Raw genomic sequence first — 20,561 nt, 5'->3', positions numbered from 1 at the left:
GTCAATGAGCATGGCGAGCCGGCTTTCAACACCGCATGAGCGAGCGCAAATACATTTATACAGAGCCTAGCGGTACAAGTCCTCGCGGGTCCATGGCAGGTCATGGCTACCGTCGGCGAAGGGTTTTACCGCGAGGATCTGGTGTAGATTGATCCAGCCTTTCTCGAAGGCATAGGCGCAACCGGCCAGATACAACCGCCAGATTCGCAGGGCTTTTTTTGGAACTTGCCGGGCGGCGGCTTCAAGGTTGTTTTCCAGGCGCTGGCTCCAGAAGTTCAGGGTTTTGGCGTAATGCAGTCGCAGGCTTTCCACGTCGACCACTTCCAGCCCGGCCTCGCTGATGTATGCCGAAATCATCGACAGGTGCGGCAGCTCACCGTTGGGGAACACGTAACGATCGATAAAATCCCCAGCCCCGCGCCCGACCGGACGCCCGTCGGTGTGCTTGGCAGTGATGCCATGGTTCATCACCAGGCCGCCCTCGCGTACCGCACCGAACAGGATATCGCTGTATTGCTTGAGGTTGGCGTGGCCGACATGTTCGAACATGCCGACACTGACCACCTTGTCGAAACGTCCATCCTGAGGCAGATCGCGATAATCGAGCAGTTGCAGTTCGACCTTATCCTGTAGGCCTTCGGCGATGACCCGCGCCTTCGCCAGGGCCAACTGTTCCTTGCTTAGCGTAATACCGAACACTTTCACTCCGAACTCTCGGGCCGCGAAACGCGCCAGGCCACCCCAACCGCAACCGACATCCAGCAGGTATTCGCCCGGTTGCAGGCGCAACTTGCGACACAAGTGGCGGAACTTGGCCTGTTGGGCCTCTTCGAGGCTGGCATCTTCGGTTTCGAAGTAGGCGCAGGAGTAGACCATGTCACGGTCCAACCAGAGCTGGTAGAACTCATTGGAAAGGTCATAGTGATAGGAAATGGAAGCCGCGTCGGTTGCCTTATCGTGGGCCTGGCGCACCGGAAGGTTGTCCCCTTCATCTTCCAGCAAAGCCTGGCTCAACTCGTCACAGACTCGCACCACTTCACTGACCGAGCCTTCGAGCTCCAGCTTGCCCTCGACAAACGCAGTGCCCAGCAAATCCAGCGTGGGATGAGTGAATTGCGCGACCAACTGCGGGTCGTTGACGATGATGGTGACCCGGGGCGTCGGCCCAAGATTGAATTCATGGCCGTCCCAGAGTCTTAGACGTAGCGGTAGCTGAAGATTCTGTAAGGCCGGTGGAAGTTGCGCGAGCATGAATGGTCCCTCTTGTTTCAGACGTCTGATTAAAGGGTAGCGCATCCACGGGAACTGTCAGCCTATCGAGATAATAGTCCCGAATTATGGGGTTAATCCGACATTGGAGAACGGTCGCTTTCTGTCGTTACAACCCTCGACAAAAATATTCGAAAAAATAGAGACCTTGAAATCTCGCAAAACCCGATAAACGCAGCGGGCTTACCCACGAAAGCAGCCTTGATACCACCAAAGCTTCATGGGCAAGCCCCCGCATAAACCGGCGCCTACCATTGCGCCCCATCGAGCTTGCGGCCAGTCATTCGGGTAATTTGGGCAATGGTTCCTGGAATCGCAGCAGGCGTCCGGCATTGCCCAGCACCAGCAAGGTACTGAGGTTGTGCAGCAACGCCGCAATCATCGCGCCCGCCGCCCCCAGCCAGCCGAAAGCCGCCGCCGCGACAATGGCCAGGGTCCAGCCCAGGCCGATCACCACATTGGCTTGCAGGGTTCGTCGGCACTGGCGGCTCAGGCGTACACAGGTCCCCAGGCGACGCAGGTCGCTGCCGATCAACACCACGTCCGCCGAAGCCAGGGCGATATCCGCCCCACCCGCGCCCATTGCCACACCCACCACCCCGGCCTTGAGCGCCAGCGAGTCGTTGATACCATCTCCCACGACCATCGGTCGGAAGCCGCTACCGATCTCACCGAGCACGCGGGTGAGCTTGTCCTCGGGCAAGGCCTGGGCCTCGATATCGCTGATTCCGACTTCCCGCGCCAAGCTGTCCGCTACGCTCTGACGATCACCCGTCAACAGCAGTTGCCGACCCAACCCCAGCTCGCGCAACTCGGCCAACGCCTGGCGGGCTTCAGGCTTGACGCTGTCGGCCAACAACAACCAGGCGAGAAACTCGCCATTGAGCGCCAATCCGGCAATCGGCCCGTCGTGCTCGGGCACCGCCGGTGTGGCAATTGCCAGTTGCTTAAACAGCTCGGGCCGGCCCAGCGCCGCCTGGCCCTGAGCTGTACGCGCCACGACACCCAGTCCCTGGCGCTCATGGACCTCGCTCAATTCAATCCACTGCGTCGGCACCACCAATCCGGCCAGCGCCCGACTGACGGGATGGCTGCTGGCCGAACCAAGGCTGGCGGCCAGACTCAGCAAGGGCGCCTGATCGACAACCTCGGTTTGCAACGAGTGCAGGCGCAGGGTGCCATGGGTCAAGGTGCCGGTCTTGTCTACCACCAGCGAGGTCAAGTCCGCCAGTTCTTCGAGAAACGCCGAACTGCGAATCAGGATACCGTGCCGCGCCGCCACTGCGATCCCGGCAACCGCCGTTGCCGGCGCCGACAGCACCAACGCACAAGGACAGGCCGCCACCAGTACCGCGAGCATCGCTTGGGCATTGTGAGTGACAAACCAAGTGACCGCCGCAATCATCAGCACCAACACCATATAGCTGCCGGCATAACGCTCCAGCAGACGGGTGATCGGCGGTTTCGCCCGTTCGGCGCTCTGCATCAATGCAATGACCTTACCCAGGGTCGACTCATCGCCGGTCCGGGTCACTTCGATACGCAGCAAGCCACCGAGATTAATCGCCCCACCGAACACCAGCACCCCGGCGCAAGCTTCCAGCGGCACTGACTCGCCAGTGATTGGTGCGGTGTCCAGGCTCGCCTGGCCCGACAGCACCACGCCATCGGCTGGCACCCGGTCGCCGGCGCGTACCTCGACCTGGTCGCCAGCCTTGAGCGTGGCGTTATCCACTTCCAGCACGCTGCCATCGGCCTGTACACAGCGAGCATGACTGCGGGTCAGGCGGCCAAGGGCGCCTATGGCTTCCTGAGAGCCGATCACGCTACGCTCTTCAAGCACATGACCGAAGATCATAATGATCGGCAGCAAGGCGGCGGTCAGCAGGTCGCCGGTGGCCCAGGCACCGAGCATCGCCAGAGCGATCAACTGGTCGGTGATCCCGTGCAAGCTCGGATAGCGCAGGCTGTACCACGCCGAGCGCATCACCGGCACGGCCACCAGAATCGAGGCGAAACCCAGCAGTAACTGGCTGACACCGGTCTGTTCGGGCGCCAGCCAGCGCCACACCAGGCCCAGGCCGAGCAGACCAAGGGCAAGCATCGCCAGCACCAACTGGCGCGCCGCGCTGCGTTGTTCGGCGCCGCTCAACAGGCTTGGTGCAGGTAGTGCGAGGTGACTACTCATTGTTCAGCTCCCTGGATGATCAGGCGGGCATCGTCTCGAGGATCGACCGTGGTCACCGACCCGGCTTGACCGAGAATCTTCGGCAAACGCTCGCGGTACAGACGCAGCAACAGGCCCGGATCGCTGCCGTCCTGCTGCGCCTTGGCCAGACTCATCACCGTCGCCGTATCGGCCTGAGCCTTGGCCAGGCGCTCGCTGGCCTGAGCCTCGGCGACCCGGACCAGACGATCAGCGTCCTGGGTCGCCGACTGGCTGAGCTTGGCCGCTTCGTTATGGGCATTGGCAACGGCCTTGTCCGCCTGCTGACTCGCAGTCAGCACCGCGTTGAAGGCATTCACAGCCGGGCCTGGCAGGCTCGACTGCACGTCGACCCGCGCCACTTCGACGCCAATCCCCTGCCCGGTGGTCGCTAGCTCGGCCAGACGCCGGTTGACCCCCTGTAACAGATCGCCCCGCAAGCGCTCACGACGTTCGGCGGCCTGGCCGTCGCTGCCGAGCAGTTCGGGCCGAGCCACCAGGATGGTGTCCAGGTCACGCGCCGCCGTCAGCGCCACAGCGCTGCGGGTGACAATCCGGTCGAGGGCCGGTAGCACATGCTCGGCCTGGAGCACAAAGGCGTAGGGGTCGGTGACCTTGTAGAACACCCGCACATCCAGTTGCACCACTCCCGCATCGCCGGTCAACAGGTAACCGGAGCCGGCCAGCGTGTCGTTGACCGGTGTCGTCAGGGCCGCCTGGCGATCAGCCTTCAGGGCTGCATCGGAGCGCAACAGGCCTTGCACTCGACGCTCGATCACCCGATCCGCCGCTGGCAGAATCACCACCTGCTCGAACGGCTGCGGCCAGGCCAACAACAGCCCGGCATCCTGGACCCGTTCCAGTGCGCCGAGACGCAGAACCACCGCACGGTCCTGTGGGTCGATCTGCCGGACATTGGAAAAGACCCAGGCCAACGCCGCCAGCAGCGTCACCCCATACAGGCCGAGAAACGCCAGGCGCCCAGCCTGAATCCACGGGCTGTGCAGACCCGTTTCCTGTTCAGGACGCTCGTTCATGGCTGCGATCCACTCTTGCCATCAGCGCCGGGCGGACCGTCCACCAAAATCCGGAACGGCGCCGCGTCGGTGCGTAGGATCAACCGGCTGCCGGGGGTGACGATGGTGCCAAGGGTGTCCAGTGAACGCAGCAAGTTGTACAACTGTGGCGAACCGGCGTAGGCCCGCCCGTAGATCTGGGCCGCCTCGACCCGCGACTGCGCTTCGATATCCGCCGCCTTGACCGTGGCATCGGCTTGCAGAATGCGCGCGTCGCGTTCGGCGGCGGAACGGATCTGCGCGGCTTCGCGTTTGCCGATTGCCGTGCGTTCGGTGGCGATGGTTTCACGTTCGGCACGCATCCGGTCGACAGTGGCCGAGAGCGTGACCGACGGTAAAGTCAGGCGCTCGACGCCGACCTGCAAAACTCGCACGCCATAGGTCGAAAGCAATTGCTGGTCGATCTGCTGGCGCAAATGCGCTTCGAAATCGGCGATCCGTACTTGGCTGGCATCGGTGTTGACCAGGCTCGACAGGTCGAAGCTGGCGGCGGTGGTTTCCAGGGCCGAGCCGACGAAGGTGCGAATCTGCCGTGCCGCTTCGTCCGGCTGATTGCGCACCGCACGCATGAAGCGCTCGACATTCTGCGGGTCGCCCTGGACCTGCCACGCCACGTAGGCCTGGATGATGATGCGCAGGCCATCGCGGGTACCGACATCCTGCAAGCCGCTGGAGGTGGTGCGCAGGCGCAGATCGACCGGAATCGCCGCTTCGAACGGTGCCGGCCAGCGCCAACCGAGGCCCGGCTCCAGCAACACCCGCGATGGGTTGCCGAAGCGGGTGATCACCGTGGCCTCGCCGGAACGCACCTGCACCAGGCTCGCCGCAGCGACCGCGAACAGAATCAGCAACAGCACCCAGCCCATGCGTCGCCACGGAAAAGGTCCGGCGCTGGCGCCTTCGCCAGCATGATGATGGTGGCCGTGATGATGACCATGACCGGCATGATCGTGATGGTCGTGTGAATGAGACAGACTCAAGGGGTGACTCCTTGCTGAACGGCTTTACGCGGCGGCGACGAAGGATCGACCGGCAGCGTGAATGAACGCAGATCAATGGTGGGCGCACTGTGGCCCCCCAGACGATGATCGAGAATAAGCAACCTGGCCTTGCCCAGCCCCTGGCTCAGTCGTGCCAGGTACTGCTCCAGCACGAAAGCCCGTCCGGCCTGGGCATAAGCTTTCTGTTCGGCGGTGAAACGCAGGTCCGCCGCCCGAGCGTCGGCCTGCACTTCACGCGCCGTCGCCTCAGCCTGGTCACGGAGAATGCTGGCCTGCAATTGCGCCTGGTTAGCTTGTTCGCTGGCGGCACCGCGCTCACGCGAGATCAGGGCCTGAGCGCTGATCTGTGCGGCCTGCACCGCGTGATAGGCATTAGCCGCACCGGCCGGCGGGTGAATCGCCTCCACCACCGTGGCGAGGATCTCCACGCCGCTGTCGAGTTGCTGCAGGTCGGCCTGCACCGCACGACCGATATCGTCAGCCAGCGCGCCGCGTTGTTCGCCCAACAGGCCGTCGAGGGTGCGCGAGGCGAAATCATGCACAAGCACCCGGCTGGCAGTGCTGCGAATCAGCGTCGGGACATCGGCGCTGTTATAGGTGGCTGCCAGTGCCGCCTGATCGCTCAGGCCGATACGATAGACAAATCGCACATCCATGTTGACGATCTGAAAGCCCTGCTTGTCGCCGCTGCTGCTGGCGATCACCTGGGACTTTTCGTTCACATGACTGGCATCCCACAACCGATTGGCGCTGGCAGGTGGCGGGCCTTCGGCGGATTCGAGTTCGGCTGAGGCGGCGTCGACGCTGGTCGCCAGTTCGTGGACCACGCCGTTTTCCACCGCCAGCACGCGACCCAACGGCCAGGGCAGACCGATATGCAGCCCAGGGCCGAAAACCTCCACGGGTTTGCCGAACCGTTCATAGATACCGCGGCCCTGAAGCGGTACTTCGCTGATCCCGCTCAGCAACCAACCGACCGCCATGACCACCGCCAGCACCGGGATAAACGCCCGGCGCATAAAGCTGAAGGCCCAGATCTGGCGCAGGTCAATGCCGAAGCGGTTGTGCAGTTCATCTTGCAGCGCCATCAACGGCCGCGGCGGCCAACGCAGCAATCCGGCAATAAAGCTGGTGGCGATCAGCCGGGGCTCAAGGCGTTCACGGCGAGGGCTGAACAGCGACAGCAGCGCCCGTAGCAGCAGCTCCGCCGCCACAGCGGCCGGCAACAGGCCGATCAGCGCGGCCAGGCGGGCCGGCCACAAAGCCTGCGGACCGCTGAATAACAGGCACAGGGCGCTGAACGCCAGCACTGTGATCGCGACCCTGAGCACTTGGGCCAGGGCCTGCGCCTCCGGCCATTCGGCATCATGGGCCTGGGCAAGCTGACGCTCCAACACCAGCAGGACGAACGCCAACAGCAGGCCCAGCGCCGCCGCGACGGAGCCGCTCAGGCCCAGGTCTGTCCCGACCGGCGCCAGACTCCAAGCCTGCTCGATACTCCACAGTGCCAGCAACGACCAGCCGGCCAGCCATAGCGTGTCGGGGCCGATCTGGACCAGGGCGTTGCGCCAGACGCTGTTGCAGCGAGCGACCAGCCGTTCATAGGCTCCCGGCAGTTCAAGTGGCGGTGGTGCGAAAACCTCGCCGGTTTCGACCGCGATCGGCGACCTCGCCTGCTCGCGCCAGCGTGCCACCCCGGCGGCCGATTGCAACGCCGCGACCACCACCAGCAGCGCAGCGACGTTATTGTTCAGCAACATCGACCAGATCGAAGTCGGCGCAAAGAGCCCGACAAAGAACCCCACCACCAGGCCACTGACCGCCAGGCCGGTCAGGCCGATTCCCAGCCACCGTAGCCGGCGAGCCTGATAACCCGCACGTTGGAAGCGCGGCAGGCTTTCCAGATCGGCCTTCGGCGCTTCAAGATCCACTCGCATGTCTACTCCAAAACCCGATGCCACCATCGAGGTCATCCATCGTCAAAATCACTGGCGTGCCGAGATTCTCGTCGAGCCACCATGACGGTGCGCATCGTCGGACACCTTGAAGCATTTGGTTACGATATAACAGAAAGAGTGAATTTTTTGTTCACAACGCACTTTTTATTCACGCCACCGAAAAACTCCGGCATTGCTCCGGGCATACCGATAGCCTCCATAGGCCTGTACACCTGGATGTCGGCTCCTCGCGCAAGTGATTGCCGGCCATGAAGCGCCATAAAGCGCACAATAGAACCCAGGACACCTATAGCTCCGAGTAGTGTTGTCATAATATGTGAAAATCGAAAAAAGATTGTTCTTACATATATTTAAAACCACTCCTACAGACCGACATATCCAGATAAACTGCTACTATCAAAAACGACACCAATGTAACAAAATTCAATAGCTACGCGGCTTGATTGGCGATTCACCAGTGACTAACATCCTGCCACTTGAATATTTATATGGCACCTTTTCCGAAATCCCATCCTATTAAACGCGAGGTCATTGAAAAAGTTGAAGATAGTGCCTGAAGCCTGGCAATAGAAGTCGAACACTTCTGTTGCTTGTTGAAATATTCATGTAGTCGAGCCTATAAACTCGAAAATCCATAACTATAGGCCAAACGGCCAAAACACTTGATACACTCCGTGCGTGCCGGTGACCCATAATATCGCCAACACTCGACACGCACTCCGAGCGACGGAGCCGCCATGAGTCGAAACCTGAGTCAATATCGTTATTTCCAACGGCCTCCAAGGCCTGTCGGTCATTCCAGCAGCATGAGTTGCCTGACCATCAATCAACCCGGAGCGCGGTTGGCATTGAACAACCTGCTGGATTTGATCAGTCATGAGATTCACCAGCAAGACGATGAAAAAGTTCATCGCCTGACCTTCAAGAGCGGCCAGACGCTCTGCATAACAGTCGACGCCAGACTGATTACGGTTCGGGGTCCGCGCATCGATTTCCATACCGACTCACATTATCCCTCGACGACCTATCTCGAAGATCCTGCATTGAGCAGCGATACCAATAAGATACTCTCTTAACCGTCCTGCCCATGAATCCAGGCACGTAGTAGCTGGATTCATGGCTATGGGCCTGCAGTTTTATCCAGACGCTAATGTCAGCCCTTGTCATGGATGGCACTATTCAACTGCCCAAAAGAGCAATCATGGCGACTTCGTGCCGCTGCGGGTCTCACCGCCTCCGGCGCTCTGCAAACCGACAGCGGTCCGCGGCATCGGCACAAAGCCTGGCAGGGCTTCGATACGCGCCAACCAGACCCGCACATTCGGGTAGTCGGCCAGCGATACGTTACCTTCCGGCGCATGGGCCACGTAGCTATAGCCAGCGACATCGGCAATGGTCGGCTCGCTGCCCACCAGATACGGCGTATGGCTCAACTCCTGCTCAAGCACCTGGAGCAATGCGTGGGAACGGCTGATAGCGTCCTCGGCGTCAAAAGGGGCGCCAAACACCGTGATCAATCTTGCTCGCGCCGGACCGAAGGCAATCTCCCCCGCCGCCACCGACAACCAGCGCTGAACGCGGGCGGCGCCCACCGGATCGGTTGGCAACCAACGACCGTCGCCGTATTTGTGTGCCAGGTACACCAGGATCGCATTGGAGTCGGCCAGGATCACACCCTGGTCGTCGATCAGCGGCACTTGGCCAAAAGCGTTCAGTGCCAGGTAATCCGATTTCTTGTGAGCGCCACTGGGAAGATCCACATGGATCAGTTCGACCGGAAGACCAAGCAGCGACAGCATCAATTCGACACGATGAGCATGACCGGAACGGGAAAAGTTGTAGAGCTTGATGGCAGTCTGGGGCATGAGTGACTCCACGGGGCAGTAGGCGAACCAGGATGGTTCACACCCATGGCATCATCTTCCACCTTCAATGAAAACAACAGATGTACCATCGGTCACTTTTTTTCGTCTATCAGCGCCCCAAAAAGCCAAGTTAATTACCTGGGCAATTTTGCCAGAAATGCCAACAGTGCCTGGTTAACGAATGCCGGGTTCTCGATGCTGGAGATATGGCCGGCCTCGGGAATGCCGATATACGGGCAACCGATTAGTTCGGCCATCTCCCGCGCTTCACTCGGCGGGCGTGGTTTGTCCTGCTCGCCACACATCACCAGTGTGCGCTCGGCATCAAGGGCCGCGAGCGCCGCCAGACGATCGTCCCGACCAAAGATCAGGCGACCCAGGGGCACGATGCTGTTGCGCAGGCGCTCGCTGGAATAGGTCGTCAGCGAAGCGCGGAAGCTCTGGTAGTACGGCGTTTCAGGGTCGATGCCGGCCTTGAAGAAAATCGGCACGATGGCGTCGAGCAACGGTGGTGGAATACTGCCGGTGTCCTCGATCATCTTCAGCATGGAGAAGTAATCCTGCCGGGTGCCTTCCGGTTCGGCACCGGCATAGGTGTCCATCAGCACGAGCCCGCGAATACGCTGTGGCGCAGCCAGCGCCAGACGCGCACCCCACATACCACCGACTGACAAGCCGACCACGCTGAAACGCTGGATATCCAGATGATCGAGCAGGGCCAGGGTCTGGTTGGCCAGATCATCCAGGCTGTGGGTATTTTCTGGCAGTGATCCGGATTGCCCATGACCCCAGAGCTCCGGCACGATCACTCGGTAGTGCTGGGCCAAAACGGCGACCTGGGGTGCCCACATGGCGCTGTCCCACAGGTAGCTGGAGCCGAGGACAACCACGTCGCCCGCGCCCTGGTCCAGGTAATGAACCGATTGCCCATCGATAGTCGCAACTGACATTGAATCTCCCTCATGTCGTGGATCAAACAACGAATGCCCGGAGGCGATAATAAGCCATCGAACAGTATTGACCGTACAGGGCACGCACGCCAGAAATCTGAGGTAGCAGGCCACCTGGCCGCGAACTTTTATTCATGAGGATTGCGTTTTTTACACTTTGAAACCTTCGTTTTCCGTCTGATCCAGGCGACTGCGCTAACCTCGTGGGCTTTCAAGCACAGAAATTGCCTTCATGACTTCTACCCAGTTTCTCTGCGTTGTATTGCTGTTTTCGCTTGCCGGATGCGATCAGTCAACAACTTCCAAGGACGTGCCGCCAAAAAGCACCCTGTCCGATCATACGTTCGACTCCCCGAACTCACCCTGGGTTAAAGCCAAAAAACGCAATGTCAGCTTTCGCGCCGTGGGTAATGAACCGGGTTGGTCGGTGGAGGTCGGTCGAGGCAAAACTCCAGCGCTGCATTTGGAAATGTACTACGGCGAGCAGAAAACCGATGTTGCGAAGACCGAAGTAACCCCTGAGGGCTTCTTCGGTAACGCCGCTGACGGTACCGAAATCCAGGTGCTGATCGACCGCAAAACCTGTATCGACGATATGAGTGGCCAGGAATTCGAAGCGAGCGTGCTACTCAAGGTCGGGGATCGAGACTACCGCGGGTGCGGGGTTTCCCTGTTGGACTGAAAGACATTCAGACAGATCCTTCGGATCGAGTATTCAGCACAACCATAACAAACAACTTTTCTCAGATCTTGGCCCACCCATTCCCCGTCACTCGGCGCCAGGGGTGCAACTGGACATCCACAAGCTGGAGTCGGGATGATTACCGGCGACGCATCATCATCAACGCGACGGCGACCGCCAGGGCGGCGATCAGGGTAGCGATGACGCCGATCGAACCCAGACCGTAGTGGCTGATACCGATACCGCCGAGGGTCGCGCCCAAGCCGATGCCTGCGTTGGCCGCAGAAACATTCATGGTGGCAGCCAGGGCTTGAGCTTGTGCACCTGCCTGCATGACCCGCACTTGGCACACAACGAAGAGAGCGGTATAGCCGATACCCCACACTACCAGTGCGACCACCAGCCAGATGTGATGAGGGGCAAGCGGTATCGCGGCAAGCATGCCGGCACCCGCCAGCACCAGAAAAAGCACCATGGCGGCCAACGGCTTACGGTCTACCATGCTGCCACCCAGATGGTTACCGAGCATGCCGATTGCGCCGAAACCCATCAGCCACCAGCCAACTTGGCCAGCAGGAATGTTACCCAGTCGCTCAAGGATATCGGCCAGGTAGGTGTAGGCGGTGAACAACGCGGTGAAGGTCAGGATCGACAACAGCAAATGGGCCAGGAAGCGCGGTTGGCGTAAAATCGCTGTCTGCTTCTGGTCGGGGTGCGAGCTGCCGGAGACCGGAAGCTTAGGCATCAGCAGATGCATCAGTACACCGATGAACAGGGCGACCACCGCCAGGATCCAGAAGCTTCCACGCCAGCCGACGAAGTCTGCGGCCAGGGTACCCAACGGCACGCCGAAGACCAGCGCCGCTGTAATGCCCAGGTACACTTGGCCAACAGCCTTACCCGATTGACCGGGCCCGGCAAGTTGCCCAGCGGTCTCACTGGCAGTCCCCCAAAATACCGGCAACGCCAGGGCAGGAATAAAGCGAGCCAATGCCAGCACCCAGATATTAGGGGAGACCGCCGCCAAAACATTGGAAGCGGCGAACACCATGAGTATCAAGGTGAAGAGTTTCTTACGCTCCACATGAGCCAGCTTAGCGGTGAGCACCGGCCCGAACAGCATCACCGTAAAGGCGAACAAGGTAACGACCTGGCCAGCCAAGGCGATAGAGATGTTCAGGCCTCGAGACAGCGCCGGCAACAGGCCGACAATCACGAATTCGGTAGTGACAATAATGAAGCCCGCGACCGCCATGATCAGGATCTGAAGCCCTGAACGTGACGTTTCAGCGGGGGACAGCGTGGCGTCTGCCACTGACGACGAATGCATGACACTTAACTCCACATAGGTTTTCACATAGCCTATTGGAGAAACTGTGTTTGATCTTGGCTGGTTTTTATCAACTGAGTGGAATTGAATTCATCAATCGGGGCAGCCATGTTTTCCTCTGAACGCCTTAAAGGCATCGATGTTTTCGTGATCGTTGCCGACCTGGGCAGCTTTACCGCGGCAGCCGGACGCCTGAACCTGAGCACCTCCGCCGTCAGCAAGAGCATCGCACGCCTGGAGAGACGGTTAGGCATCCGTTTGTTCCAGCGCACCACGCGCCGCCTGTCACTCACCGAAGCGGGAGATACGTTCTACCGTACCTGCACGACGGTGCTTTCGGATCTGGAAGAAGTCGAAATTGCCCTGACCTCGACTCAGACCGAGCCCCAAGGCAAGGTACGCATTGATTTGCCTGCGTCCTATGGGCGGTTGCACGTACTGCCGCTAGTTCTAGATTTCGTGAAGCAACACCCACGCCTATCGCCGCATGTGTCATTTTCGGATCGTTACGTCGACCCGGTACACGAGGGCATTGACATCGTTGTCAGGATTGGCGGTTCGGATGCATGGCCAACGTCTCTCGGACACCAATTTTTCGGCACGCAGAAACTTATTTTTTGCGCCTCGCCCGATTACCTCCGCCGTTACGGGTGGCCCCAGTCGGAATCGGATCTGGACGGCCACCTCTGTGTCGGCTATGGCCAGAACGACGGAATGGCGATTCCCTGGTATTTCAAAGGCCGTCAACCGGGTGATATGGAGCGCAGGATTATGCATCCGCACATTGCAGTAGCGGATGGAGAAGGAGAAGTGATGGCTGTCCTGGCCGGTCTGGGCATCGCCCAACTGCCTACATGGTTGGTTCAGACACATTTGAAAAGCGGCAGCCTGATGGAGGTTCTTCCCCACCTTTCCACCGAAGGTCTGCCCATGAATCTGGTATGGCTCAAGAGTCGCGAGGCGTTGCCCAAGGTCAATGCCCTGATAGCCTACCTCGGGGCAAATCTCACCCCTGCGGGGCGTCGCTGAATACTTCGTTCTTTAACGGCTTTGGGCGCCCAGGTTCTTCGGGCACTCCCGAGCCCGACCGACACTGCCGGCTCCCAGGGTCCAAAGCCGACACTCCTCTTGGAATACGGGCGAGCCTCGAAAACGGCCAAAGACCGTTTCGCGTGTCCCTGTCGGCTAATCGGCAAACAGCGCGCGCTCGCGTTCAAAGATGGATTGCAGGTAATCCGCAACCGTTCGGATGGGCGGATCTTTTCGGTCCTGTGGACGCATTAGGAGCCAGATATCCAGCTCAGGCGGCACGCTGTCCAGTCGACAGATTCGCAGGTTGGGCTCCTGACGCCCCAGATAGTGCGGCACAAGCGCCAGCCCCGCACCGGAACTCGCTGCCTTGGCCTGAGCGAGGTGGTTGTTGGTCCGAAAGGTGATACGTGCAGAAGGGAAATGTTGCGCAAGCCAGCGAGCTTCCCGAATGTCCGAATTTTCTTCATCGAAACTGATAAAGCTGGGCGCGCGCCCGCTTTCGACGGCCAGGCACACCTCATCGGTACCGTAATAACCGAAGGCCAGATGCCCCAACGGCTTGGCAATAAAGTGACCGTCCAGCGGACGACCCACTCGCACGGCGATATCCGCTTGATGCCGTTCAAGGCTGATTGAACGCAGGCCGGCTGCCAGGTCGATATCAAGGCCGGGGTACATCACCGGCAGTTTGGACAGATGCTCAATCAGGAACCCCTGGCTCAGGCCCGGCGGGGCGTTTACGCGAACCAGGCCTGTGAGCGGATCGTCGCTACCTCCACGACCCAGTGTCTGGGCGGCCGCCTCCATATGGCTGGCGGCATCCATTGTGCGAACCCCCGAAGGCGTCAGGACATAACCGTCGGATCGGCGCTCGACCAGCTTTTCGCCCAGCGTTGCTTCCAGAGATTGGATGCGACGCGCAACGGTTGCGTGATTGACCGAAAGTGCCCGAGCGGCCGCCGATAGGCTGCCGTGCCGACCTAGCGCGAGGAAGACCCTGACATCCTGCCAATCTACTTCTGTGCGTTTTTTATCAGTCATTGATAAAGAATAGCGGATTTTTAAGAATCGTAAATGACCCTAGTATCACTCCCAACCCAGCAAGCGATCGATCCTGGATGAAGCCTGATAGCGAGCAACAGCCGCGATGCTCCTCCAATGCCAGTAGGTCGGTCCACCCACCCGGAGAGCTAAAACATGAGCAGTGAACAAAAGGTCGTCATCGTCACCGGCGCGTCACAAGGCATAGGCGCCGCAATCGTTAAGGCATTTCGCACACTTGACTATCGCGTCGTTGCGACCTCGCGCACGATCAAGCCGTCAGATGATCCGAATATCGTGACCATTGCTGGCGATATCGGCGACCCCGCCACCGCGAAGCGCATTATGTCCGAAACCGTCGAACGCTTCGGCCGTGTGGACACACTGGTCAACAACGCCGGCATTTTTATCGGCAAGCCTTTCACCGAGAACACCCTCGAGGATTACGACGCCGTGATGAACGTCAATATGGCGGGCTTTTATCACATTACCCAATTGGCCCTTGCCGAAATGGAAAAGCAGGCGAGCGGCCATGTAGTGACTGTTACAGGCAGCATTGGAAATGGCAGCAGCGGTGGCTACACGGCGCTGGCGGCGTTGACCAAAGGCGGCCTGAATGCAGCCACTCGCGTATTGGCGATCGAATATGCCAAACATGGCGTCCGGGTGAACGCCGTTGCGCCGGGTATGATTAAGACGCCAATGCATTCCGAGGAACATCACGATTTGTTTGCCAGCTTCCATCCATTGGGCCGTATGGGCGAGACGGACGAAGTGGCCAATGCCATCGTATTCCTGGACTCCGCGGAGTTCATCACGGGAGAAGTCCTGCACGTCGACGGTGGTCGGCACGCCGGCCAGTAGGCGGGTGCGGGGCAGCGTTGCGGGTTGACCGCAAGAGAATCAGAGTATCGGCCCAAGTTCTGTGGGTCGTTACCCATCGGCGGTGCAGTTCAAAGCCATGAATAGCTGCCCGCCAATCCCTGGCTTCACCTCGACATGAAGACTGTCGAGCACCGGTGATACTGCCAGGGGATGCGGCGCCAGCATCACTCGGGTTGGCCGGCCATTAGCGCGTTGAGTTCGCCGTAGGTGTGCGCTTTCAAATCGTGAGTGTCGAGCTGACCGCTTTCCAGGAAGCCACGAATCCCCCCCCATGGCACCATACAAGAACTCAGCGATGGCCGAACCCACGCTCAAGCGCCGCACACCCATGCGCACCTCTTAAGGTAAACGTCGCAGCTCACGTTGACGAACAAGTTGCCCCCCGTTCGCGACTTTTCGGGCCGTGTCGATCTTGTGGATAAGCCGCTCTGGCGTCGCGATTCCATCCTCGATATTGATCCCGACCGCGCCGGCGTCGACGACGGTGGCGATGACTTTGGCGACTTGCCTGAGGTCGTGCGAATAGCCTCCTTCGATATCCACCGTCAGCGGCACGCTGAGCACCCGAGCCATCGAGCCATCGAGCCGACCGTACTGCTCAACAGCTCGATGGGCAGCTTATCGCCATCTTGATGGGTTCTAGCGGCCTGTACGGTGAGTTCGTTAGCTCAAGCTCGGATGTCACACGTCCATGGCCAAGGCGCTGTGACCCGTCTAGCCGGGCTATGGCGAGCGGGCTGCCATTCGGCCCAAATGCCTCTGTGCGTGCAATGACTGAGCCGAGCCTATGTTAATGAAGTGTCAGTACCGATGCAAAACTGACCCACCGGGGATGCGGCGATTAATTCGCCCTGCTCGAAACCTTCGCCTGTGAAAGCCTTGCTTTTCTTGTGGTGGACAAGGGGACAGATGTGGAGGATAAAAAGAGCCAGTATTTCGTACCACAATATTATTTTAGGTTTTTCTCTAACGACAAAAAATTTATTCCTCTGCTACGATTAACAGATGGAAAAGTCGTCCCAGCCGCTTCCATTAGAGACCAAGCGTCGAAAAGCTATTTTTACGGCGACAAGAAAATAGAAGAAAGGATTAGCGAGTTAGAGAACTTATTTTTACCGGAATTAAAAAAGCTGAAAGACACCAAGTTTTTCGATCAGTTTTCCCTAGAATAAACAATCCTGGTGATACAGGGTATTGTGTTTCAGAGATCCAGAACGCTGGCCACTAGGCTTGACCAAGAATCAACAGATCAGGAATGGGCTAACATGATGTTATAAATCGCGATCAATACTAGTGAAAGCCTTTCGGAAGAGGATCGAGCGAGGATTAAAGAAAGTGTCGTGGCCATCCCAATTATGTCTGAAATTCAAAAAATTCAGATAATGGAGGCATTGAAAAATGCACAACTCTTAGCCGACCTCGGGTTGACATTACTAAAAAACAGAACTAACGATAATTTATATTGGCGATGCTCAAGTAATATATTTAAACTATTTCCAGAAGAACATAAAGGGTAGATGAGTGCTGGGCATGCGTAACTCCAGCCTTTAGATTTATTTTCCAATAAACCCCAGGACGGCAATTTTCCTTTACGACATCAATGTGTACAAACCTGTGTTCAACAAAATGCCACAGATTGATATCCGGCAAAAAGCCGATATTGACAGCCTGAATATGCTTCAAATTCATAGTTCAGCCACAAAAAATTTATACTTTTTCAACTTATGCTTTATCTTTTTCTAAGGCGTTAAGGACAAATTGGGGCTAGCATGCAGGCATGCTAAAAACTCTAGAACGCACAAGCTATTGTAACATACTGATATAGCTCGGCTTTCCTAGATATATAAGACCTAAGCTTGTCAAAAAACGACTTTTTTGACGAAAGCATTTCCTGAGCCTATCAGGAATGCTACGTTACTGATCGAAAGGACTCGTAGCCTTACCCTGGATGCCTCGTTGCTGAGTTGAATATAGATGATTGAAGATATACGCTATTTGATCGTGTTCGCGAAAATTGTAGAGGTAGGATCAATATCCGGCGGTGCTGAAGCACTGGGACTTGCAACAGCGACGGCGAGCCTACATCTCTCCAAATTAGAAAAAAACTTAGGCAGCGCACTGCTTTACCGTAATACTCGTAAGCTTTCGCTTACTCACGACGGAACTAAGCTTCTAGAAACAGCAAAATCCATGCTAGAGCTTTACGAAAAAGGTGTAATCGACTTCAAACAACGCTCCATTTCAACCAAAAATAATCTACGTATTTCTATCCCCGCCGTTTTCATAAACAGTGAGTTTACTAGACACATAGTAAATTTCATTGAAAAGTACCCTGATGTCTGTCTTAGCATTTCCTGCAACGACAGTCGCCACGACATAATTGCTGAGAGCATCGACGTTGCCTTTCGCATCGGTGAGCTACCTGATAGCTCATTGAAAGCGCGCCACCTGTTTGCATTGCCCCGCCAAGTAATTGCAGCCAAAAGTTTTTTAGCCGAAAGCGAGCCAGTTAAACACCCTCGCGATCTCGAATCGATGAAATGGATTGGCCTTACTATGCGACCAAACACAAGGTTGTTCCGGCATGTGGGGAGCGAAGAGGTAGCACAAATAAAGTATACGCCTCATCTTCGCGTGGACAGCGTGGAAGCCTCCTACCGATTTGCCCAACTCAAGGTCGGGCTCGCTGCTCCGCCGAATTTTCTAAGCTGCGAAGGCATTCAACGAAATGAGGTCGTTGTGGTACTTCCAGAGTGGATACTGGACCCCCTGAAAGTCTATGCTGTATGGCCGCCAAACATTACAACTAGCAGCATCGCATATACGCTCATTAATGACATATACGACTCGTTCAGCTCCCGTTCGCTGGAGTAGAGGCGAAGAACTGCAGGTAGAACATGTAAAAAGCGGTAGCAATTAACATACCGCCCATCGCCAAGTTGAATATACGAATGCGCATGGTACCGTTTAGCAGAACTGAAACCCGATCTCCCAGCACCGCCCAAGCGGCCAGCGATATGTAGCAGACTACAAAATAAATCGCCATAAAGGTTATCAGCGTGGTGTGCGTATGAGGGCTCGAGAAAAGTGCTGCGCCGGAAGCGCAGGCGACCCATGCTTTAGGGTTGAGCCATTGGAGCAGGAAGCCCTGCATGAAACTAGGGACATCGCCCTTCTCCACCACCAACTCAGGACGCGACGATGCAATCTTGTAGCCTACGTAGATAATGAAGACTGACCCGGCCACACCTAAGTACTCAAAAAACACCGGGTAGCTCTCAATCACTCTGAGGAACCAAAACCCTACGAAAATCAGCAGCAGCGTAAAGCCGATTGTCGCCCCAGAGACGAACGGAAAAGTCCTCCAGAAGCCGTGGTTCGCCCCGGAGGCGATTATCACCATATTCACCGGGCCAGGGGAGATGGACATACTCAGCGAAAACATGCTCATCGTTAAAATTAGCGCAAACTCCATTTTATGTTCTCCGTAGCGTGGTCAGAATCGAGGAAACCCAAGTTCGACAGCCTCAGCTAAATAAGCCGGGGTGACCAACTCTTCAACCGAGATGAAATGGTCGGCGTATGCCGCACGCGCCATCGACCTAGGCGTATGGGCAGTTTCGGCATTCTTACCGAAGCCCAGGAATGCAGTAATTATGGTATCGGGGTTGAGGGAAAGTTTTTCGTGTAATCTCATGTTATAGGCCCACTCTCCTGTCTTCCAGTAGCATTTGTGGCCTTGCCCTTCGGCCGCGATGATCATGTTCTGAATCGCCGCGCCTGCGGATAGCACTTGCTCTACCTCCGGCACCGTGCAAGAGCGATTAATTTCTAGCAAGCAGATTACAATATGCGGAGCAAAGCCGAGCTTGCGCCGAACCTGCTCGACCTGGTTCTCTCGCAGGTCCGCGGAGGTTTCCGGCAGGCTGGAGACGATCAACCAAGTCAAGACCTCCTTGTGCTCAGGATGACATACAATATAACGCCAAGGTCTGAGCCGTTTGTGATCTGGCGCGGTTAATGCGCAAGACAGAATACTTCGCAACTCGTCGCGGTCTATCTCGCCGCCGATCAGCGGCTGGGAGCGACGTCCGAGAATACTGTGAAAATTGATCATTGAGAGTCCTTACAGGTTAGTCAACCACGACGGAAGCGTCGCTGGTAAGAAGGGAGCAGCAGGACAAGACGTAGCCGTTCTCAAGAATATGCCGCTCCGGATGCAATCCACCTACCTCGAGCCGTACCTTGCAAGATCCACAGCGTCCGCGCCAGCAAGCGCTCCGGATCTGAAGCCCCATAGCCTCGATATTCTCCAGCAGAGTTCTTTGTGGGTCGCACACTCCGTTGAAGCGTACTTGTAACGTCATATACCCGAGTGGAGGTGTCAGAGTCTTGCTCATGCGATACCTCTAATCTGCAGAGACGAAGCTTCTACGTACGGAAAAGCTCCTGCTCTTCAGGTTCAGAACGTACTGATCGGACAACGAATGAGGCCCCTACCAGCGCTTGGGTGTAAGTGTGTGTGGGGCGATCAATAACATCTTCGACTGGTCCAACCTCAACCAACTGGCCAGAACGCATAACCGCGACTGTGTCAGCGATGTGTCGGACGACGGCAAGATCGTGTGAAATGAACAAATAAGTCAACCTCATACGTTCCTGCAATTCCAATAGCAGGTTGACGATCTGCGCTTGTATCGAGACGTCCAACGCGGAAAGCGGCTCGTCCAGCACTAAAATCTCGGGCCTCGCCGCTAGCGCCCTGGCTATGGAGACCCGCTGCCGTTGACCACCGCTCAAATGGTCTGGATAGGCGTTCAGATATGCTGCAGGCAGCCCCACCGACGCCAAAGCCTCCTCCGCGGCTTCGCGGAGGTCAGCGCGCGTACGTTTCAAACCCAAGTTAGCCACTCCGGCGCTGACTATCTCCCATACACGCCCGCGCCCGTTCAGCGAACCGTATGGGTCCTGAAATACCATCTGTACCCTACGATAGAAATCACCCGTGGCGATTTCAGCGATGTCACAGGCCACGCCTCCTTGATCCAAACAAATCCGTCCAGAGCTGGGCGATTCGAGTTTCATCAGCAGACGTACTAGGGTGGATTTTCCGCTGCCGGACTCGCCGACGATCGCCAGCGTCTCACCACGCCTCACTTGCAACGAAACTTCGCTCACGGCTTTTACCGCCTCTGCGGCGGAAGCAGTTTCGAAAGTTTTAGTTACCCCCTCGAACAACAAGACATTTCGGTTAGGCACTTTGCTT

Annotated in this window: 19 protein-coding genes and 1 pseudogene; 6 read left to right on the top strand and 14 right to left on the bottom strand. The window is 57.5% G+C overall.

Going from position 1 to position 20,561, the window contains the following annotated elements:
- Positions 1-66: 66 nt before the first annotated feature.
- From cfaB to hflK (AWM79_RS13785), 5 genes are all read right to left on the bottom strand, one after another.
- Positions 67-1,251, bottom strand: a complete 1,185-nt coding sequence (cfaB, locus tag AWM79_RS13805) for a C17 cyclopropane fatty acid synthase CfaB (RefSeq protein ID WP_017132295.1) — start codon at positions 1,249-1,251, stop codon at positions 67-69.
- Between the two features lie 298 nt (positions 1,252-1,549).
- On the bottom strand, positions 1,550-3,457 hold the full coding sequence (locus AWM79_RS13800; protein ID WP_060783084.1) for a heavy metal translocating P-type ATPase: 1,908 nt from the start codon (positions 3,455-3,457) through the stop codon (positions 1,550-1,552).
- On the bottom strand, positions 3,454-4,512 hold the full coding sequence (gene hflK / locus AWM79_RS13795) for a protease modulator HflK (RefSeq protein WP_017132293.1): 1,059 nt from the start codon (positions 4,510-4,512) through the stop codon (positions 3,454-3,456). Before hflK (AWM79_RS13795) ends, AWM79_RS13800 begins: the two co-directional genes overlap by 4 nt.
- On the bottom strand, positions 4,509-5,531 hold the full coding sequence (gene hflC / locus AWM79_RS13790; protein ID WP_017132292.1) for a protease modulator HflC: 1,023 nt from the start codon (positions 5,529-5,531) through the stop codon (positions 4,509-4,511). The genes hflK (AWM79_RS13795) and hflC overlap by 4 nt, the downstream gene beginning before the upstream one ends.
- Positions 5,528-7,489, bottom strand: a complete 1,962-nt coding sequence (gene hflK, locus AWM79_RS13785; protein ID WP_017132291.1) for a protease modulator HflK — start codon at positions 7,487-7,489, stop codon at positions 5,528-5,530. Before hflK (AWM79_RS13785) ends, hflC begins: the two co-directional genes overlap by 4 nt.
- Positions 7,490-8,247: 758 nt before the next feature.
- Here hflK (AWM79_RS13785) and AWM79_RS13780 point away from each other — a divergent pair.
- Entirely contained in the window at positions 8,248-8,586 is a 339-nt protein-coding gene (locus AWM79_RS13780; RefSeq protein WP_060783083.1) for a hypothetical protein, read from the top strand.
- 123 nt (positions 8,587-8,709) lie between these two features.
- Here AWM79_RS13780 and AWM79_RS13775 read toward each other — a convergent pair whose 3' ends face one another.
- Entirely contained in the window at positions 8,710-9,375 is a 666-nt protein-coding gene (locus tag AWM79_RS13775) for a glutathione S-transferase family protein (RefSeq protein WP_060783082.1), read from the bottom strand.
- Positions 9,376-9,509: 134 nt separating this feature from the next.
- Positions 9,510-10,325 carry an alpha/beta fold hydrolase gene (locus AWM79_RS13770; protein WP_060783081.1) on the bottom strand — a complete coding sequence of 272 codons (816 nt, stop codon included), beginning with the start codon at positions 10,323-10,325 and terminating at the stop codon, positions 9,510-9,512.
- Between the two features lie 232 nt (positions 10,326-10,557).
- On the opposite strand from AWM79_RS13770, the gene AWM79_RS25005 reads away from it, so the two are divergent.
- Entirely contained in the window at positions 10,558-11,007 is a 450-nt protein-coding gene (locus AWM79_RS25005; protein WP_086009305.1) for a hypothetical protein, read from the top strand.
- Between the two features lie 139 nt (positions 11,008-11,146).
- Here AWM79_RS25005 and AWM79_RS13760 read toward each other — a convergent pair whose 3' ends face one another.
- Entirely contained in the window at positions 11,147-12,337 is a 1,191-nt protein-coding gene (locus tag AWM79_RS13760; RefSeq protein WP_017132286.1) for an MFS transporter, read from the bottom strand.
- 108 nt (positions 12,338-12,445) lie between these two features.
- Between AWM79_RS13760 and AWM79_RS13755 the strand changes: the two genes are divergently transcribed.
- Entirely contained in the window at positions 12,446-13,366 is a 921-nt protein-coding gene (locus AWM79_RS13755; RefSeq protein WP_017132285.1) for a LysR family transcriptional regulator, read from the top strand.
- 156 nt (positions 13,367-13,522) lie between these two features.
- Here the strand turns inward: AWM79_RS13755 and AWM79_RS13750 are convergent, their stop codons facing one another.
- On the bottom strand, positions 13,523-14,410 hold the full coding sequence (locus AWM79_RS13750) for a LysR family transcriptional regulator (RefSeq protein ID WP_060783080.1): 888 nt from the start codon (positions 14,408-14,410) through the stop codon (positions 13,523-13,525).
- Positions 14,411-14,566: 156 nt separating this feature from the next.
- Between AWM79_RS13750 and AWM79_RS13745 the strand changes: the two genes are divergently transcribed.
- Positions 14,567-15,274, top strand: coding sequence for an SDR family NAD(P)-dependent oxidoreductase (locus tag AWM79_RS13745; protein ID WP_017132283.1), 708 nt, complete (start codon positions 14,567-14,569; stop codon positions 15,272-15,274).
- A 185-nt stretch (positions 15,275-15,459) separates the two neighbouring features.
- On the opposite strand, the pseudogene AWM79_RS24415 reads toward AWM79_RS13745, so the two are convergent.
- A pseudogene (locus tag AWM79_RS24415) lies at positions 15,460-15,930 on the bottom strand (isocitrate lyase/phosphoenolpyruvate mutase family protein); the annotation flags it as partial.
- A 276-nt stretch (positions 15,931-16,206) separates the two neighbouring features.
- Between AWM79_RS24415 and AWM79_RS13735 the strand changes: the two are divergent.
- On the top strand, positions 16,207-16,467 hold the full coding sequence (locus tag AWM79_RS13735; protein ID WP_167375428.1) for a DUF4238 domain-containing protein: 261 nt from the start codon (positions 16,207-16,209) through the stop codon (positions 16,465-16,467).
- 802 nt (positions 16,468-17,269) lie between these two features.
- Positions 17,270-18,169, top strand: coding sequence for a LysR family transcriptional regulator (locus tag AWM79_RS13730; protein WP_060783078.1), 900 nt, complete (start codon positions 17,270-17,272; stop codon positions 18,167-18,169).
- Here AWM79_RS13730 and AWM79_RS13725 read toward each other — a convergent pair.
- The 4 genes from AWM79_RS13725 to AWM79_RS13715 form a co-directional block, all read right to left on the bottom strand.
- Positions 18,147-18,770 (bottom strand): LysE family translocator, encoded by a 624-nt coding sequence (locus tag AWM79_RS13725; RefSeq protein ID WP_017132281.1) that lies wholly within the window; start codon positions 18,768-18,770, stop codon positions 18,147-18,149. The two genes, AWM79_RS13730 and AWM79_RS13725, sit on opposite strands and share 23 nt — an antisense overlap.
- A gap of 21 nt (positions 18,771-18,791) precedes the next feature.
- Positions 18,792-19,412, bottom strand: a complete 621-nt coding sequence (locus tag AWM79_RS13720; RefSeq protein WP_017132280.1) for a nitroreductase family protein — start codon at positions 19,410-19,412, stop codon at positions 18,792-18,794.
- 16 nt (positions 19,413-19,428) lie between these two features.
- Positions 19,429-19,662, bottom strand: coding sequence for a 2Fe-2S iron-sulfur cluster-binding protein (locus AWM79_RS26090; RefSeq protein WP_074861917.1), 234 nt, complete (start codon positions 19,660-19,662; stop codon positions 19,429-19,431).
- Between the two features lie 64 nt (positions 19,663-19,726).
- The gene (locus AWM79_RS13715; protein WP_060783077.1) at positions 19,727-20,554 is read right to left on the bottom strand and encodes an ATP-binding cassette domain-containing protein; all 828 of its coding nucleotides are present in this window, start codon (positions 20,552-20,554) and stop codon (positions 19,727-19,729) included.
- Between the last annotated feature and the right edge of the window lie 7 nt (positions 20,555-20,561).

The sequence above is a fragment of the Pseudomonas agarici genome (genome assembly GCF_001543125.1).
GTDB classification, from domain to species: Bacteria; Pseudomonadota; Gammaproteobacteria; order Pseudomonadales; family Pseudomonadaceae; genus Aquipseudomonas; species Aquipseudomonas agarici.
Note: the sequence above shows the minus strand (reverse complement) of the source record. Positions and strands in the feature narration are given on the sequence as shown.